Origin of the sequence: Sphingomonas sp. PP-CE-1G-424, from assembly GCF_004341085.1 — a bacterium.
Taxonomy (GTDB): Bacteria; Pseudomonadota; Alphaproteobacteria; order Sphingomonadales; family Sphingomonadaceae; genus Sphingomonas.
In genome coordinates this window covers 1-15929 of sequence record NZ_SLXW01000004.1, presented here as the reverse complement: position 1 = coordinate 15929, position 15929 = coordinate 1, and the positions used below count along the sequence as shown (strand labels likewise).

The window sequence follows — 15929 nt, the reverse complement described above, 5'->3', positions numbered from 1 at the left end:
ACATGACCATTTCGACACTCACCCCCGCCCCGTTCACCCGCGCGGCGACGCTCGACACGACGCGCTTCTATATGGGTAGCCTGATGAGCTTCCTGACTACCGGGGCCGAAACCGAAGGCGGCTTTGCGCTGATGGAATATCGCGGCAAACCCGGTAACGAGCCGCCGCCGCATATCCACCTCTGGGAAAACGAGATCGTCTACGTTCTGGACGGTGTTATGGAGATGTATTGCGGCGATACGGTCATGCTGCTCCATCCGGGGGAGATGGCGTTCGTCCCGCGTGGCCAGCCGCACGCCTTCTATATCCGCTCGGCACAGTTTCAGGCCCTGGTCATCGTGCAGGCGGTGGGCGAGCACCCCGTCCAACTCGACGAATATTTCCGTCGGATGAGCACCCCCGCAGTAAGCATGACGTTGCCCCCGAATACCGCCGCGACCTATCAGACCGAGGATCCGGATCGGGCGGTCGCGCTGGCCAACGAGCACGGCATGACCATCCTGTCGCCCGACGAGGCTGCCATCGCCCTGCCGCGATACCCCGGTTTCGGGAAAGCCGAGCCGCTGCGCGATGATCCTGCGCCGCGCAACCAGTCGCTCGCCGTTTTCGGTGCCGATGCAGGCCAATGGCCGCTTGCCGCCACCGGCAGCGCGTCGTGACGGGGATGGCGATGGGGATGACGGCGGTCCGGCCCGGTGAAGACGACGCGGCGCGGAAACTCTACCAAGGGCTGACCGATGGCGGGGGCGAGCGGTCGCGGACCGCAATCGAGCGGGTTCTACGCGACAATGGCCTGGCGATCGACGATCCCCGCCTGCGCGAGCTCGACGCCCTGATGCAGGGCTATGCGCAGGCAGTCGACATTCCGTTCGAGGCGATCGCGCCCGCGCTGGCTGGTGCGAACCGGACATTGCTCAGCCGTGCGCTGACCGGCACTCTGGTGATCCCCGACTTCGCTGCGTTCTGCGCTGAGATCACCCGGATGTTCGACGCGGTGCGCGATTGCCGCGACGGCGACGTGGCCGCTTACATCCCGCAACTCGCGCGCGCCGACCCCGACGGCTTTGCGGTGGCGGTGTGCACGATCGACGGGCAACGCTTCGCGATCGGCGACACCACGACGCGCTACTGCGTGCAATCGACCTGCAAGCCGGTCAACTACGCCATCGCGCTCGACCGGCTTGGCGTCGATGCGGTCCACCGTCATGTCGGTCGTGAGCCATCCGGGCATTCGTTCAACGCGATCACGCTGAACGGCGCAGGCCTGCCGCACAATCCGATGATCAACGCAGGCGCGATCATGTGCGCCTCTTTGATCGCGCCGGAACAGTCCGCCGCGGACCGGTTCGACACCGTGATGCAGACTTGGGGTGCGCTCGCCGGCAGGGGGGCGGTCGGTTTCGACAACGCGGTCTTCCTGTCCGAGCGCGACACCGCCGATCGCAATTTCGCGCTCGCCTATTTCATGCGCGAGAACGGCGCATTCCCCGAGGGCACCGACCTCAAGGCGACGCTCGACCTGTATTTCCAATGCTGTTCGATCACCGTCGATGCGCCCGGCATGGCGACGATCGCCGCAACGTTCGCAAACGGCGGAGTCTGCCCGCTCAGCAACGAGCGCGTCTTCACCAGCGACACCACTAAAAATTGCCTGTCGCTGATGGCATCGTGCGGCCTGTATGATTTCTCCGGCGAGTTCGCGTTCACCGTTGGGTTGCCCGCGAAATCGGGCGTTTCGGGCGCGCTGTTCATCACCATTCCGGGCGTTTGCGGGATCGCGGTGTGGAGTCCGCGGCTCGATGCGCTGGGCAATTCGGTGCGCGGCGTCGAGTTTGCCCGCCGGCTCGCCAAGCGGTTCGCCTTCGACGGTCTGGTCGCGACGGCAGAACAGACCAATCCTCGCCGGCGGTCCGCCGAAGCCGCGGTCGATCAGGCCACCTATTTCTGCGCCGCCGCGGCGAAGGGCGACCTGACCGAATTGCGCCGCCTGGTGGCGCGCTCGATCGACGTGAACCTTGCCGACTATGACGGCCGGACGGCGCTCCATCTGGCGGCCAGCGAAGGCCGCGCAGACGTACTCCGCTATCTCCTGCCACTCGGCGCGGCGACGGACGTGGCCGACCGCTGGGGCAACACCCCGCTCGACGATGCGCGCCGCAACGGCGACGCGGCAAGCATCGCGCTCCTGCAGCCGAGCAAGCCCGACGCCGTGGAACTCGACCCCGGCGGCATTTTTCCGCGCGGGTCGATCGAAGCCCTCGCTTATTGATCGCCAACCCTTCGCCAATCGCTGCAAACACGCGCCCGCTCGAAATCGGGCGCTCGCCCCTGCTCTCCCCTGAAGGCGGTAATCCAGAGCGGATTCCCGCCTTCGCGGTGAACCATGCTACGTCTCGGCTCGGGACCCGACGCCTTCCCGGCGCACGGCCCCCATGCTCGCGGCACTTCACATCGGCCCACCCGTCTCATGAGTCATCTCGCTATCGCGACGCTCGGCATCTTGTCGGTTTTCCAATCGACCACTGCCGTACCGCTGCCCCCCTCGCGCAAGACGCGCGCGCTACTCGCCTATCTCGTCCTCGCCACCCGCCCACAGCGCCGCGAGCATCTGATTGATCTGTTCTGGGGTGACGGCCCCGACGATCCGCGCGGCGCGCTGCGCTGGTCGCTCAGCAAGATCCGCGCGTTGATCGATACCGATCGCCCGCGCGTCATCGCGGACCGCGAGACCGTCGCGTTCGATGCAGGCGAAGTGACGATCGACCTTCATGCCGCCCGCCAGATCGGTCCCGACGCGTCGGTCGACGAAATCGTCGCGTGTCTTACCGCGTTGCGCCAACCGTTGCTCGCCGGGATCGATCTGCCCGACAACGCGGCGTTCCAGGCGTGGCTGGTGGCGGAACGCGAGGCGACCGCGCGGTTGCGACGCACGCTGCTGCAACGGCTCGTCGCGGACATGCCGCTCTCTCACGAGGACCGGCTCCCCTGGTGCCGCGAATGGTGCGACGCCGATCCGTTCAATCACGAGGCGGCGGCACGGTTGCAAACGACCTTGCGCGAACTGGGCCGGCTTGCAGATGCCAAGCGAGTCGAGCGAGACTTCTCCGCCGGGCTATGCGAGGCAGGGCTGCCTAGATCACCGGCAAGACCCTTCGAACCTGCGCCCTCGCCGGAACCGGCTCCCGCATCTGTATCGGCGCCAGCGCTCGGTGCAGGTACTGATCGGATGACACTGCACCGCCAGAAGATCAGCTTCGCGACAACCGATGACGGCGTGCGGATCGCCTATGCCTCGGTCGGTGACGGTCCACCGCTGGTCAAGGTCGCCAACTGGCTCAACCATCTCGAACTCGACTGGGATGCGCCGGTGTGGGCGCCGCTGTTCCATGATTTGGCGCAGGACTACCGCTTCCTCCGCTACGACGGGCGCGGCAACGGCATGTCGGACCGGGAGGTCGCAGTGATCGACTTCGATACGTTGGTTCACGATCTCGAGACGGTCGTCAACGCGGCCGGGGTCGACCGCTTCCCGCTGCTCGGCATCTCGCAAGGCTGTGCGGTCGCGATCGAATATGCCGCGCGGCACCCAGAACGCGTCAGTCACCTGATCCTGTGGGGTGGTTTTGCGGCCGGCTGGCGCGTGATCGGCACGCCCGACGTCCGCAAGGAACGCGCGGCGATCCTGACTCTCGTCCGTCAAGGCTGGGGGCGATCCGACCCCGCATACCGCAAGCTCGTGACGTGGCAGTTCATGCCGGGCGCCTCGGCCGAGGAACTCGACTGGTTCGACGCGTTTCAGCGCGAGGCGGTCAGCGCCGAGAACGCGGTACGCTTCGCCAACGTGTTCGCCGATATCGATGTACGCCACCGGCTGGCCGGCGTGACGACGCCGACGCTGGTGATGCACGGCCGCGGCGACCGTCAGATCCCGCTGGCGGTCGCCGGCGCGCTCGCGGCGGCGATTCCCGGTGCCGAGTTCGTGACCCTCGACACCGAGAATCATGTCCTACTCGGCCGGGAGCCGGCGGCCGCAGGCTTCGTCGCGCATATCCGCCAGTTCCTTGCCGAAGAACGCAGGAGCGCCGATGGATGACCGCGGTTCCGACGATCGTGCGGCCGTCAGCAGCGCCGCCGCCCGTTCGCCGATCACCACACACGGCGCCATCGTGTTGCCGGTTGTCACCCGCGGCATGATCGAGGCATCGGCGACACGCAGGTTGGTGATGCCGTAGACGCGCAGGTCTGCGTCGACGACCGACATCGCATCACGCCCCATCTTGGCGGTGCCTGCCTGATGCCAAACGGTCGACGCCGTATCGCGCACGAACGCGGTCAGGGCCTCCCGGCTCAAATTGCCGGGCATAACCTCGCGCTTGACGTACGGACGCAGCGCTGCGCCGTTGCCGATATCGCGACACAGCTCGACGCTGCGCACCAGCGCCGTCAGGTCATCGGGATCGGCCAGTGCGTTGGCCTCGATCCGCACCGGCGACGCGGGCGCCGCACCGGTGAGCGTCACCAACCCGCGGCTCTTCGGCCGGACCAGGCCGGGCAGCAACGACCAGGACGCAGCGGGGGCGACATAGCGTCCCCCTGCATCGTGCGCGACGATCGGCGCCTCGACCACGAAGGCCTGGATATCGGGCGTCTCCAGGTGCGGATCGCTTTTCCAGAAAAAGGTCGCCTCGCCCAGATTGTTGCGGGGGACGATCGGTTCGGGACTTTCCCAGATACACCCCGCCACCATCACGTGATCCTGGAAGTTGCGCCCGACGCCGGGCAGATGCTCGACCAACGCGATGCCGTGTCGCCGCAACTGCGCCACATCGCCGATGCCCGACTGCATCAGCAGCTTCGGCGTGTTGATCGCGCCAAGCGACAGGATCGTCTCGCATCGCGCGCGGATCTGCCGCCACTGGCCGTCGATCACGATCTCGACGCCCTTCGCCTCGCGGCGTTCGATCAACACGCGGGTCACCGTGGCGTGGGTCAACACGGTGAGGTTCGGCCGCGCCATCGCCGGGTACACATACCGCCGGAACACCGACGACCGCAGCCCGCCGCTGATAGTGAGATTGCTCAGCGCGGCACCGCCTGCCCCTTCCATCATCGCACCGTTGTGATCGGCGAACGCGGCGATCCCCGCATCGGCGGCCCCGCGGAGCATCGCCGTGGCGAGCGGATGCGGGTCCCGGGCGGGTTCGACGGGGAACAGCCCGCCCTGCCCGCGACGCCGCGGATCGGGTGCACCGCGCCAATCCTCGATCCGGCGATAAATGCCCAGCACCGACTCGTAACTCCAGGCATCGTCACCGGTTTCGCGCGCAAAATGGTCCCAGTCGGTCCGATGCCCGCGCGACCAGACCATCGCGTTGATCGACGACCCACCGCCCAGCCCTTTGCCCATCGACAACGGCATCGCACGTCCATTCAGATGCGCGCTCGGCTCCGCGACAAACCCCCAGTCGCGTTCGCCACCGAGGTTGCCTATCCAGAGCGCGGGATCGGACACGCTCGGCGAGGCATCGCCGCCGCCCGCCTCGATCAGCAGCACGGTGACATCGGGATCCTCCGCAAGCCGCCGCGCGACCACCGAACCGGACGACCCCGCCCCGCAGACGATATAGTCGTATTCGCGACGGTCATCGGCACGCTGCAGCGCTTGGTTCGCCGCGACGCGCGTTTCGAAAGCGGCAATGGGCTCGCGGTCATGCTTCATGGCGGCGGCCTTGCTCGATGATGCTCCGGGTATCGGAGCCGGTAGCGCTGACGATAGGGTTCTTCACATGTCCATCCTTCGATCGCGGCGCCCGGATGTCGGTAACGCCGCGATCTGTATCGGTGACAGGCCGCGGCGCAGTCGGGTATGTGAGCGTGGAAACGGCGCGCGCGCGCGTGGTATTCCGGGACTACGCGGGCTGAAGGGGACCCAGTTGGGTAGTCCGGTTACCCCTTGTCGACCCGAACCAAACTGCCGCTGCGTCGACATCTGTCCCGGAACCTGCCGGCCTGACAAAGCCCAAGCCTTCGCCAGTCCGGCACGTCCTACGCAGATGCGACCTCACCTTGGGGCGGCTGGAAGCCAGCTCGCCCCAATTTATCGATCTCGATCACACCGCTCGATGCCCCTCGATCAAAAGCTTGCCGGCGCCGGCATAGTGACGCGGCTGCGCGGATGCATGTTGCCCCGCGGCGTGGATGTCGCGCAGTCGGCGTTGCAACGGCGACGTATCATAGAGCGCACTCGCCCCCCCAAGGCGGAAACAGGCATCAACGATCCCCACGCAGGTCGACTGCAGCCACACCGCGGTCTGCGTCGCCTCGGCAAGACGCGCATCGGTGTGCAGCGTCCCCGCGAGCGCGTGCTGCCAGTGACTGGCGGTCTGCACCTGGAGCATGCCGCGGGCCGCCCTCAACTCCGCCTCGATCCGGCCGAGCTCGACGTGGAACGTCTCCATATCTCGCAGCGCATCCCTGGCGTATTGAAGACGCCTGCCGCTGTTGGCCAGGGCGACGATATCGTCGACTGCCCCCTCTGCCATGCCGACGACGACCGCGGCGTAGATCAGTGGAAGCAAATGCCGGGGCGCCTGCAAGAGGGGTTCGGGCATGCAGACGATCCCCATAGCCGGATCAAACACATTCGCAGCGGGGACGAAGACTCCGTCGACCCGGATGTGATGGCTACCGGTTCCCTTGAGTCCTGCGACGGACCAGGTGTCCTCGATGTGCCATGTGTGCGCCGGCATGATGAAGCCGCGCATCGCGTCGTCGTCGTCGACGAACACGCCGAGCATCCACTGCGCGTGCTGGCAACCACTGGCGAACGGCCACCGCCCGGTGACCAGCCAGCCACCATCGACGGTCTGCGCGGTGCCGAGCGGTTGGGAAGAGCCCGCGACGACGACGTCGGGACTGTCCCTGTAGATCAGGTCATATGTTTCCTGCGGCAGGAGAGGCAGGAACAGCGACGAGCTGCATCCGATCATCGCCGTCCATCCGACCGATCCGTCGATGCGGCCGAGCGCACCGATAGCCTCGACGATCGATGCGAGATCGAACTCCAAGCCACCTCGACTTCGGGCCGCTGTCATCCGGAAGATGCCGATAGTACGGAGCCGGTCGATCAGATCCGACGGCACGCGGCGGTCGATCTCGATCTCGTCGGCACGCGCCCGTATTTCAGGTGCGAGCGCCTGAATATCGGCCAGCAATTCTTCAGTATTATGGGAGATGGGATAGCCACTGTTGAAGTCCGTGGGGCGTGTAGCTGGCAGGCGCGATACCATAACGGTCATTTCGATTTCCTCGCTGGCGATGGCGGCAATAGTGCCTATCCGATCGTCAGAGAGGACCGTCTGTGCCAGCGGGGAAGCGCGCGTTGGTTTTCAGCTTTTGAGCGTGGAAAGCACCACTGCCGCTATCGTCATTCATGTAGTCGCTGACGAATTTACCAGCCAACAGGGCGGCGCGCGGAGGGGACGAATACGCGGTCCAGTAGATATTTGCCGGCTGTGTAGTTGGGTTTGAACGCGCCGCGAGGGGATAGCGGCCGTTCAAGCCGACGTCGTCGCTTTTGAAACCGAATACGCCTTCATGATCCGTTTCGACGGTGATCGGTTACGGTCGACCTGCCCTCCGACCTTTACTCTTCGAAATGCTGAACCAGCCGAAACGCCGTGACACGCGCAGCCTCAGCGCCATCCGAGCGCGGGCGCGACGTAGGTCAGGACGGACTCGAGCACATGCGCGTTATAGTCGACGCCGAGTTGGTTCGGCACCGTGAGCAGGTTGCAGGCCTTTATCAGGAACGCCCCCAAAAATAAGGCTCGCAACGCCGCTATCTCGAGCCTTCTCCGCGACGGCCGAAGCTGGCGCGATATCATGGCCGCGACCTGATGCGGCCGAACGCTGCTCGCCAAGATCGCTGGTAATCGCCGACTACAGGCAGAGGCTGACGGAGCGATCCGGGCAGATGAGCCGGACGCGCATTTCTCATGTCGAAGGTCGCCGCGCGGATCGAGACGCCCGAATACCGGTGCGGCGTCACATCAATGGCGGGCTCGGCCATCGCAACGTCAGCGACTACCTCAACGAACACCGGATCGCCGAAGTCCGCATCGCGCTCGCCGCCGCCTCGCAGGCCGACGTGCCGCTCCTGACGAGCGCGATGGGTGCCAGGTTTGGCAACCTCGTGATGTTCAACCGGGTGTTCAAAGAACGTTTCGGCAAAACCCCCAGCACGGTTTGGCGGCGGCATCTCGAAGGCTAGGCGCGCCGCCCTCCAAGCCTGCGTACCAGTCGTTTTCGAAAATGACTGGTCGGTTTCGAGGATCGGCGTGCCAGGATAGGTTCAAATCGGCAAGTCGACCGCGTTCACAACCGGACGCGACGACACCGATGATTTCCATTGCCCCGACCAGGCTGCCAAGCAAGCTGCCGACTAAGCTGATCATCCCCGGTTGCCCCTCCTTGCTTGTGCCAGCTGCTCTTCTGAGCCGGTCATATCGCCCCGATCCGACGCCACGCTTGTTAACGTGGTCACCATCCATCATGCCGGCAGACAGACCGCGGCGTTGGGCGGCGTCCTGCGCCCGCGCCGCGATATTCCGCTTGGCGTCAAGACCGGCGGCCGGGTGCTCGCGCTGAACGTGCAGGTCGGCGCCCACCTCTACGATCGTGATCTGGCGTCGCGGTACCAAACGGTCGCGACGGTCGAGGCCCGCTACGCCCGTTACGCCGTTACGCCCGTGGCGATTTCGGCGCACTGCCCGTGCTCGGCACGCGCCAAGCAACATCAACGGCAGAGCCCGCGGTCGTTCGCCAGCGCGTCGCGTCGACGCTCACACACATCCAGCGCCACCGCGCGCTTGGCGGCTAGCCGTTCTCTTCACCCTTATCGATCAGCAAAGGATCTTCCCGTGCTCTATACCCAAACCCTGAAATTCACGCTCGCCAGCATTCTCGCCGCGACCGTCACGCTACCCGCCTACGCACAGGACCAGCCGGCCGATCCGTACCGCGATACCGTGACCGTCGGTGCCGGCGTCGCGGCACTCCCTGATTACGAAGGCTCCAACGACTACCGGATCACCCCCGTCCCCGCCGCGATCGGCGCCGTCAGGGGGTACGGCTTCGTGCTTGCCGGCAACCAGCTGAGCGTCGACTTAATCAAGGACGAGCCCGGTCCAGTCTGGGATTTCCAGGTGGGTCCGATCGTCCAGCTGAACTTCAACCGCAGTTCGCTCGGTAACATAGTCGACCTTCGCGTCCGTGCGCTCGGCAAGCGCACCACCGCAGTCGAACTTGGCGGCTATGTTGGCATAGGCAAAACCGGGGTGCTGACGAGCCCGTACGACAAGCTGTCGGTCACGCTCGGCTATCGCCACGACATCAGCAATGTCCATGACAGCGGCATCTGGAGCCCCAGCATCACTTATTTCACGCCGCTGTCCCGCAAGGCTGCGATCGGCGTGTTCGCGTCCGCCGACATCGTTGAACGCGGCTATGCCCGAACCTATTACAGCGTCTCAACGGCGCAGAGCGTAGCGAGCGGTTTGCCTATCTATGCCGCCGGTGCTGGCCTCAAGAACTGGACGCTCGGCGCGATCGGCAGCTATTCGCTCACTGGCGACCTACTGCAGGGCATCAAGATCGTCGCGGGCGGCACTTATGGACGCATGGAAGGTGACATCGCCCGCAGCCCGCTCGTCGCGATCGCCGGATCGCGCGATCAGTGGCTCGGGACGATCGGTCTTGCCTATACGTTCTAGTCCGTAGTGGGTCGGGTTAGTTGGCCCGTAGCCGGTCGTCCACCCACAGCAAGGTCGATTATAGGGGCGTTTACGCTGGCACAGCTCAGATGCCCCATTCCCAGACACTCAGCGCTTCGTTGGCTAGCTCCAACTTCAGACATTTATTCATCTCAGTGGAACGCGGCGTCAAGCCGCCACGGATCGAGAATTTAATGGCTAACATTGGAACAACGCCGTCGTTCGGGCAATCGGCTATGAATGTCGAGTTCTGGGAAAATTTGGTCATTCGGGGTCCTCCAAGATCGGCGCGGCAACAAGCCAGCCTTCGAGGTAGCGACTTCGTCGAGATTGGATCTCATGCCAAAACAGCAGCCGCTGTCCATGACGAAAAACCTCATTTCCGAGGTTGTCGCGCACTTTCTCAATCCGACAGGGTATCTCGAACAATAGTGATGACATGGAGCACGTACGCCACCGCGCAAACCGCAATTGTCCAGGGTTTAAGGTGCGCGGCAACGACAAACCGGTGTTTTACGACGGCGCTCGGCGGCCAGTCGACACGAAAAAGCGGCTAGGCCATTTCCGCCCATAATCCGACATCGAAGGAACTCTCGCTGCTTTCCAGAAGAGACCATTCCACCTGAAAGACGTAGCTGCCGTTTGCGCAACCGGAAATTTGCGACGCTTCGACGTCGTTGGCCAATCTTCTATTGGAGCAACGCGAGCGCTCGTCGGTATTTATCAGCGCGTTCTCGATCCCGATTCGTAACAACGGGAAGGCGCGAAAGGTCCAAATTGTCGGCAATGTCGGCGCGCTTCACGTCACGCGCGATCTCGTTTGCTGCGCAGCGCGCGACGAAAGCGTCGTAGTCCTCATCATCGCGTCGCGTGAGTGCCACCACGGCGTCGGCAACCGCATCGCCGAAGCGGGCGCGGAGCGTGGCTGGCGTTACAGCGCAATCCTCGACGACATCGTGCAGCACCGCGGTGATCCGTCGCACATCGTCCGCCTGCGCCAGCATTACCCGGAGCGGATGCAGGATGTAGGGAGCGCCAGCCTTGTCGACCTGTCCCTGATGCGCATGAGTTGCGAACACAATCGCTTCGTCAAGTGGGCTAAACGATAGGTCAGTAATTGTCGTACTCCTCTCGGGTCGCGAGCCGGCCGCCGATTCCAGCGTCCATATATAAGTGGTTTGAATAAACGGTTTCGCTCTCCCGCGCCGTACCCTTGAAGCGACAAAAAATCCGTCCCGACACATGCTCCCAGTGAAAGGCGATGTCTTCGAAGCTATAAAGCAAATAGACGTCACGCCCCTCGCGAAATGCGTCGAATGGTACGCCGCGCTCATCGTCCTTAAGCAGCGCAACGCGCCCTTCCTCTTTCCTACCTCATCGGCATCGCACGCCTGGATCCAAACGCACGCACCCCAAGCCGTTTACCTAGCTTCGAACCGTATCTGCTCTAGGCCGGACCGAGGATCGCGCACGAGGTCGACGCTTACAAATTGATCGTCGTATTGCAGCGCTCCGAACATCTCGTCCATCAAACGCTCGTGTTCCCTTCGACGCTGCTGCTCTGCCCGTTCATAGTCATCCCACCCGGCTCCAGGCACGTCGACCCAGAAATAGCCGCTGTTGATCTTGCCTTCCAAAAACGTGACAAATGCCCCCACCGGTCGGGCGTCGACTTTAACGAAGCTCCATGCTCGATCATCTGGCGTGTCTTGAACGCTGACGCCCAGAGCCGCTGCGAGTTGCGTGACGGAAATACTCGGTCCGATCCGAACTCCGTCAAAAATGAAAGAGGATGTCTCGTGCTCGAATGTTAACATATCGGCGCCCCCGTGACACGATCCGCGCGAAAGCTCCCTCGCGGCATGGGCCAATGTATCATATCGACGTTTCGGAGCGCTGCTGATCTGGCGAAGCAAGTCCAAGTGATGCTGAAAACACGCGATATCGCACACGGCGCGTTGGCATCATTTCCCGCGCGCGCGCTGTTGTTCCGTCATCCCGTGGAAGTCACTTGGGGAATAACCGTCGCCGTTTTCACGTCATCGAGCTTTGTACTGGTGCTGAAATTCACTCCACGTCATTTACTGATCACGACAAATGGCGGCAGCAATGACGTCGACCAGATTTCATGTTACCAGTTCGTATTCAAACACAGTAAACCGTCCGCTATTCAGCTCTTTACTAAACGCCGAAGCCTCGCATTACTCCACGACATCGGAACCGTGCAGCACTGACTGCTCGTATTTTGAGTTACTTCACATTCGCCATGTTTCCAGCAAACTGCGCCGCGCCGCGGGACGCTCGGCTATCACGCTGCGGATAAAGGAAAGGTTCGCGTCGAATACCGGCACCTGCCAGATTGCTTCGCCTTGCGCCGACAGCCACGCCTTTATGATCCACAGCAAGGCGGTTTCGTGACGCCCGTCGGCGATACGGGCCGCCAATGCTGTGGCAAAGGATGGCGGCAGTTGATGGCGGGCGATCGCTTGTGCAGCGAAGGCCGAATCGCGGTCCTCGCGTGTGTCCAATCGATCGATTAGCGGAGCAAGGACGAGCACATTTCCCGTCAGGGCGAACAAAGTCTCACGGCGCGCACACTCGAACGCAATGCCTAGCCTCTTATCCTGAGCCTCCGCGGCTTCGAGCACGGCGATGCTGCCGGCATCGCCGATCAATCTCAAGCCATCGAGATCGGTGGTATCGCCGGCCGAGCCACGTGTTTCCATCAACGCTCGCGCCCGCGTCAGTTCGTTGGCGTCCATGCCCTCAAAGTGGAATGGAAAATAGCCATCCGCCTTCTCCCGCCCCTTTGCCTCATATTGCTTGCTGAAGGCTGTCCAGGTCACGGCCAATTTCCCGTATCAGGCAACACGATCTTCTCCTCGAAACTGGTGATCCGACCTGCCGCTTTGCCGGCCTCGATCTCGGGCATCTCGTATTTTCGGAAGACGTAACCGCCGCCTGCCCTACTTGGTGATTGCAACGCTTCAACGTCCCCCGTCAATCCGCGGGTATAGCGTGCAGATGTTTGGCCCCAGACCTGCTCGCCACCTTTGTCCCATGGCATAGAGGTGTTCAAATGATCCCAGTCATCGATGACCCGGCCACCCGGTGTGCCTTCCAGCGTCGTGCCCCCATGAGCCTCGGCATATTGCCCTGCCGCGACCTTGTTACCTGACCACAGGAAGCCACGCTGCCCGTCGGTTGATACATCCAGTCGGCGTACGACGCCATCGATGTCTCCTGCGTCGACATGGCGTTTCAGTATGGCACGCGCGTCCTCGATTTGACCATCTCTCGAGAGTTGCGAGATACGCGATCGATCGCTCGCTATACTTCCTTCCCTTGCCAACTTTGGCCCGGACACGACCATTCCCATGCCGACCAGACCCTGCAATAGGTCTCGGTAGCCCGGCCCGATCGCGTCCCCGAACAGACCGACGCCCTCCATGCCTACGAAACCCAGAGCCCCAATGCCGAGAAATGCGCCGAATGCGGCAACCCCGGCCATCGCAGCAAACGCGCCAGCACCTACCGCGGCGCCTATCCCCAGAATCTGTAAGCCGCCACGCGTCCACGCCTCAAGGTCGAAAACGAAGCCGGTCCGCACCGTCTCCCCGCCAATGAAGACGTTCGGCGATGCGGTCTTTATATGCGCGCCGCACGTCAGCATCGATTTCAGGCGCGACGCGGGCTGCCCGTTGATGAAGACGGTCGCCGATCCCTCGCGGACGATAATCGATCCGAGCCAGAGTGGGTGATTGAACGGCAGGCCATTGCAGCTCGACGCGCTCGACAATTCGGCGCGGATCGCGCTGCGTCCGTTGATGAAGACGTTCGGCGATCCCACCGCCAGCACGCCAGTCGTAGGTTCGGGCAGGTCGAAAATCGTCTCAAGCCCCGACGCGATCTGGTCTCCGGCTAGGCCACCGCCCGCCACCGCGCCCGCAATCGCCACCGCAGCAAGTCCGCCGGTTAAGCCGATCGCACCCACGACGGCGATCCCCGCCGCCACACCGACCAACGCGCCACCGACCATCGCCAGCATCCCATAACCATGGGCGATCTCGTCCTCGACGCGGGCGGCGGGTTCCATGGTCACGGGGTTCAGCGAGTCACGGCTCTAAGACTCATGGATAGCTTGCAGAGGCAGCCGGCGGATCAAAGACCAGGCTGGCCATCACCCGTCGCCAGTCTGCGTCATGATAGCCGATGTCCGCAGGGAGTGTGGTCAGCGTACAGATGACGGCCAGGAAGCCGCTGTCGAAGAAGATCTGCCGCAACTGCATGGCGCGACCGTCCTTCTCGAATTGAAACTCAAGCCATCCCGCGTCGCGTTCATTGGCGTGAAACAGTTCACGCTTAAGCTCGTGATAGCCGGGCAGGCTGCGACGTATAGTGTCGGCTTGTCCGTTGAAGTATGACGCGAACGGGGTAACGCCCTTACCCGGGTCCTTAGTGATAACGAAACTCGCATCGCCGCCACCGCCGGGAGCAGGCGGTAGGCGAAACGCCACGATCGACTGATCATGCCAAGAATCGGGCACATCAAACACGGCCACACTGGTGCGATAGGACGACATGAGCTGCATGATGCCTCAGTCACGCGGTTCTCGCAACGCCCTACCGGGTGGCCGCGCGCGTAACGGGCCGTCCTGAGATCACCTCACCCGCAATCTTGGCTATCAAGCGTACGGATTCCTCCATGCCGGCAAAGAGTGCGCGGGTATCGAGCAGGCAAGCATACATCGTCGCCTATGATCGGCTAAAAACCAACTCGTCGCAGATTGAGATTATCTCCCATTTCGCGGAACCGGGCTTCCCAGACGGGTAACCATATTGGACTGCGCTTTTTCTGCCGGGGGCGTGGCCGCTTTCAGGTCGGGAGCGTCAGGCTTCGAACGACCGCTACGTGCGCGTGAAGCGGCCGGAGCGGCGTTCACGAACGAACGCCCACTTACGCTATCGAAGCGCCCAGCAGCTGACAGGCCGCTATCCACCAATTTTGAATGCAGACGGTCGTGCTTCGTCACGGCGATCCGCCACACAATTGGTAACCACACACCCGATCGATCAGACAAGGCCTCCAGCGCGTTAATGCTCTTGGACGATGCGCCGCCACGACCGAATTCATTGCTTTGAAAGGAGAGATTCCTGGAATCTTTCCCTCGCTTGCGTCTTATCGACCGCCTCCCGCCTCATGATCCAATCGACGGCATCACCACCAGCGCGGCAGGCAAAGCATTGCCATGCCGTGTCAGTCGCGTGGAGGCTGCGGGTTCCATCAGGATGCCACGAAAAGGCGCCACGGAGCCGGTCAACTCCATCGACGAATGGTTGCAGCTGGACGGTCTGGCTAATCAGCCCGACCAGCGCACCGCGCGTCGATCCGTGGTGCGATGAGAACGTATTGTTTTCCATATCCGCCTGCCTCGTCCAGATTGCCGATCTATATGCTGGACCATAATTTCGCTTGGCTCACCACGACGATCGCCCGTCCGGAGCAACCAAGAAAAGCGGATTGGGTCGGTGTCGGCATCAGCGATGCCCCCTCGCTCGAACGCACGGTGCAGAGATAGCATGAACGATCGTCGCCAAGATCAGAATGAGGCGCGGCGCAAGCGGCCACGCTTTTCCGTTTTCGATCCGCGAAAGCGCAACCCGACTGATCCCGACCTGCGCCGCAAAAACCTTCGCATGGTTCGCCGCGCAGTGCCCTTTATTCAGATCGGCACCCGGCTGAACGACGAGGGCGTGCCGGCCCCCGTGGTGGGGAGCGAAACGCCTCGACGATCCGAGCGATCCCGCCAAACTCGTCGGCATCCTCAACAACCCGCTCTACGTGGGACGCCTAGTGTGAGGCGCAAGGAGCGGAGCAGGAACCCCGACACCGAGAAGCACGAACGCCGCTATCGGCTCCGTAACCAGTCTGAGTGGGCAGAAGTTGAGATCCCTGATCTGCAAATCATCGACGATACTGTCTTCGAAGCCGCGCGCGATGAAATCTAACTCCGCAAGTGCCCGGCAACGGCATAGTCAACGGTCGGCAGCAAGCGCGCAGAGCATCTCCTGTCCGGGCTCATCCGCTGTATTTTCTGCGGGGCAAAACTATACGATCAGCGGGAAGGACTATTACCGCTGCGCCGGCCAGAAGGA

The 15929-nt window shown here is 63.0% G+C and carries 18 protein-coding genes; 8 read left to right on the top strand and 10 right to left on the bottom strand.

What is annotated here, in order from left to right; translation table 11 throughout:
- Positions 1 to 2 precede the first annotated feature (2 nt).
- The 3 genes from C8J43_RS14175 to C8J43_RS14165 all read left to right on the top strand — a co-directional run bounded on the left by C8J43_RS14175 (position 3) and on the right by C8J43_RS14165 (position 4093).
- Entirely contained in the window at positions 3 to 659 is a 657-nt protein-coding gene (locus C8J43_RS14175) for a cupin domain-containing protein (protein WP_133031495.1), read from the top strand.
- Positions 626 to 2269: a glutaminase A gene (gene glsA / locus C8J43_RS14170; protein ID WP_133031494.1), complete on the top strand. Its 1644-nt coding sequence runs from the start codon at positions 626 to 628 to the stop codon at positions 2267 to 2269. The genes C8J43_RS14175 and glsA overlap by 34 nt, the downstream gene beginning before the upstream one ends.
- Positions 2270 to 2467: 198 nt before the next feature.
- Positions 2468 to 4093 (top strand): alpha/beta hydrolase, encoded by a 1626-nt coding sequence (locus C8J43_RS14165; protein WP_133031493.1) that lies wholly within the window; start codon positions 2468 to 2470, stop codon positions 4091 to 4093.
- Here the strand turns inward: C8J43_RS14165 and C8J43_RS14160 are convergent.
- From C8J43_RS14160 to C8J43_RS21920, 4 genes are all read right to left on the bottom strand, one after another.
- Positions 4007 to 5719: a GMC family oxidoreductase N-terminal domain-containing protein gene (locus C8J43_RS14160; RefSeq protein WP_133031492.1), complete on the bottom strand. Its 1713-nt coding sequence runs from the start codon at positions 5717 to 5719 to the stop codon at positions 4007 to 4009. The genes C8J43_RS14165 and C8J43_RS14160 overlap by 87 nt on opposite strands.
- Positions 5720 to 6110: 391 nt before the next feature.
- Positions 6111 to 7298 carry an acyl-CoA dehydrogenase family protein gene (locus tag C8J43_RS14155; RefSeq protein WP_207893407.1) on the bottom strand — a complete coding sequence of 396 codons (1188 nt, stop codon included), beginning with the start codon at positions 7296 to 7298 and terminating at the stop codon, positions 6111 to 6113.
- 46 nt (positions 7299 to 7344) lie between these two features.
- A complete protein-coding gene (locus tag C8J43_RS14150) occupies positions 7345 to 7560 on the bottom strand; it encodes a hypothetical protein (protein ID WP_133031491.1) in 216 nt (71 codons plus the stop codon).
- A 134-nt stretch (positions 7561 to 7694) separates the two neighbouring features.
- Positions 7695 to 7835: a hypothetical protein gene (locus C8J43_RS21920; protein WP_165899633.1), complete on the bottom strand. Its 141-nt coding sequence runs from the start codon at positions 7833 to 7835 to the stop codon at positions 7695 to 7697.
- Between the two features lie 140 nt (positions 7836 to 7975).
- Between C8J43_RS21920 and C8J43_RS14140 the strand changes: the two genes are divergently transcribed.
- Entirely contained in the window at positions 7976 to 8272 is a 297-nt protein-coding gene (locus tag C8J43_RS14140; protein ID WP_133031490.1) for a helix-turn-helix domain-containing protein, read from the top strand.
- Positions 8273 to 8537: 265 nt separating this feature from the next.
- Positions 8538 to 9773, top strand: coding sequence for a MipA/OmpV family protein (locus tag C8J43_RS14135; protein WP_347812511.1), 1236 nt, complete (start codon positions 8538 to 8540; stop codon positions 9771 to 9773).
- An 85-nt stretch (positions 9774 to 9858) separates the two neighbouring features.
- Here C8J43_RS14135 and C8J43_RS14130 read toward each other — a convergent pair whose 3' ends face one another.
- Positions 9859 to 10041: a hypothetical protein gene (locus C8J43_RS14130; RefSeq protein ID WP_133031489.1), complete on the bottom strand. Its 183-nt coding sequence runs from the start codon at positions 10039 to 10041 to the stop codon at positions 9859 to 9861.
- Between the two features lie 409 nt (positions 10042 to 10450).
- Here C8J43_RS14130 and C8J43_RS22355 point away from each other — a divergent pair, with 409 nt between their 5' ends.
- Positions 10451 to 10882, top strand: a complete 432-nt coding sequence (locus C8J43_RS22355) for a hypothetical protein (protein WP_243645582.1) — start codon at positions 10451 to 10453, stop codon at positions 10880 to 10882.
- 312 nt (positions 10883 to 11194) lie between these two features.
- On the opposite strand, the gene C8J43_RS14120 is transcribed toward C8J43_RS22355, so the two are convergent.
- The gene (locus C8J43_RS14120; protein WP_133031487.1) at positions 11195 to 11590 is read right to left on the bottom strand and encodes a hypothetical protein; all 396 of its coding nucleotides are present in this window, start codon (positions 11588 to 11590) and stop codon (positions 11195 to 11197) included.
- Between the two features lie 108 nt (positions 11591 to 11698).
- On the opposite strand from C8J43_RS14120, the gene C8J43_RS14115 reads away from it, so the two are divergent.
- A complete protein-coding gene (locus C8J43_RS14115) occupies positions 11699 to 12007 on the top strand; it encodes a hypothetical protein (protein WP_133031486.1) in 309 nt (102 codons plus the stop codon).
- 21 nt (positions 12008 to 12028) lie between these two features.
- Here C8J43_RS14115 and C8J43_RS14110 read toward each other — a convergent pair whose 3' ends face one another.
- The 4 genes from C8J43_RS14110 to C8J43_RS14095 form a co-directional block, all read right to left on the bottom strand.
- Positions 12029 to 12619 (bottom strand): hypothetical protein, encoded by a 591-nt coding sequence (locus tag C8J43_RS14110; protein WP_133031485.1) that lies wholly within the window; start codon positions 12617 to 12619, stop codon positions 12029 to 12031.
- Positions 12616 to 13869: a PAAR domain-containing protein gene (locus C8J43_RS14105; protein ID WP_133031484.1), complete on the bottom strand. Its 1254-nt coding sequence runs from the start codon at positions 13867 to 13869 to the stop codon at positions 12616 to 12618. The genes C8J43_RS14110 and C8J43_RS14105 overlap by 4 nt, the downstream gene beginning before the upstream one ends.
- 34 nt (positions 13870 to 13903) lie before the next feature.
- Positions 13904 to 14365 carry a DcrB-related protein gene (locus C8J43_RS14100; RefSeq protein WP_121903721.1) on the bottom strand — a complete coding sequence of 154 codons (462 nt, stop codon included), beginning with the start codon at positions 14363 to 14365 and terminating at the stop codon, positions 13904 to 13906.
- A 538-nt stretch (positions 14366 to 14903) separates the two neighbouring features.
- Entirely contained in the window at positions 14904 to 15194 is a 291-nt protein-coding gene (locus C8J43_RS14095; RefSeq protein ID WP_133031483.1) for a CHC2 zinc finger domain-containing protein, read from the bottom strand.
- A 159-nt stretch (positions 15195 to 15353) separates the two neighbouring features.
- On the opposite strand from C8J43_RS14095, the gene C8J43_RS22350 reads away from it, so the two are divergent.
- Positions 15354 to 15782 (top strand): hypothetical protein, encoded by a 429-nt coding sequence (locus tag C8J43_RS22350; RefSeq protein WP_243645581.1) that lies wholly within the window; start codon positions 15354 to 15356, stop codon positions 15780 to 15782.
- The last annotated feature ends 147 nt before the right edge of the window (positions 15783 to 15929 follow it).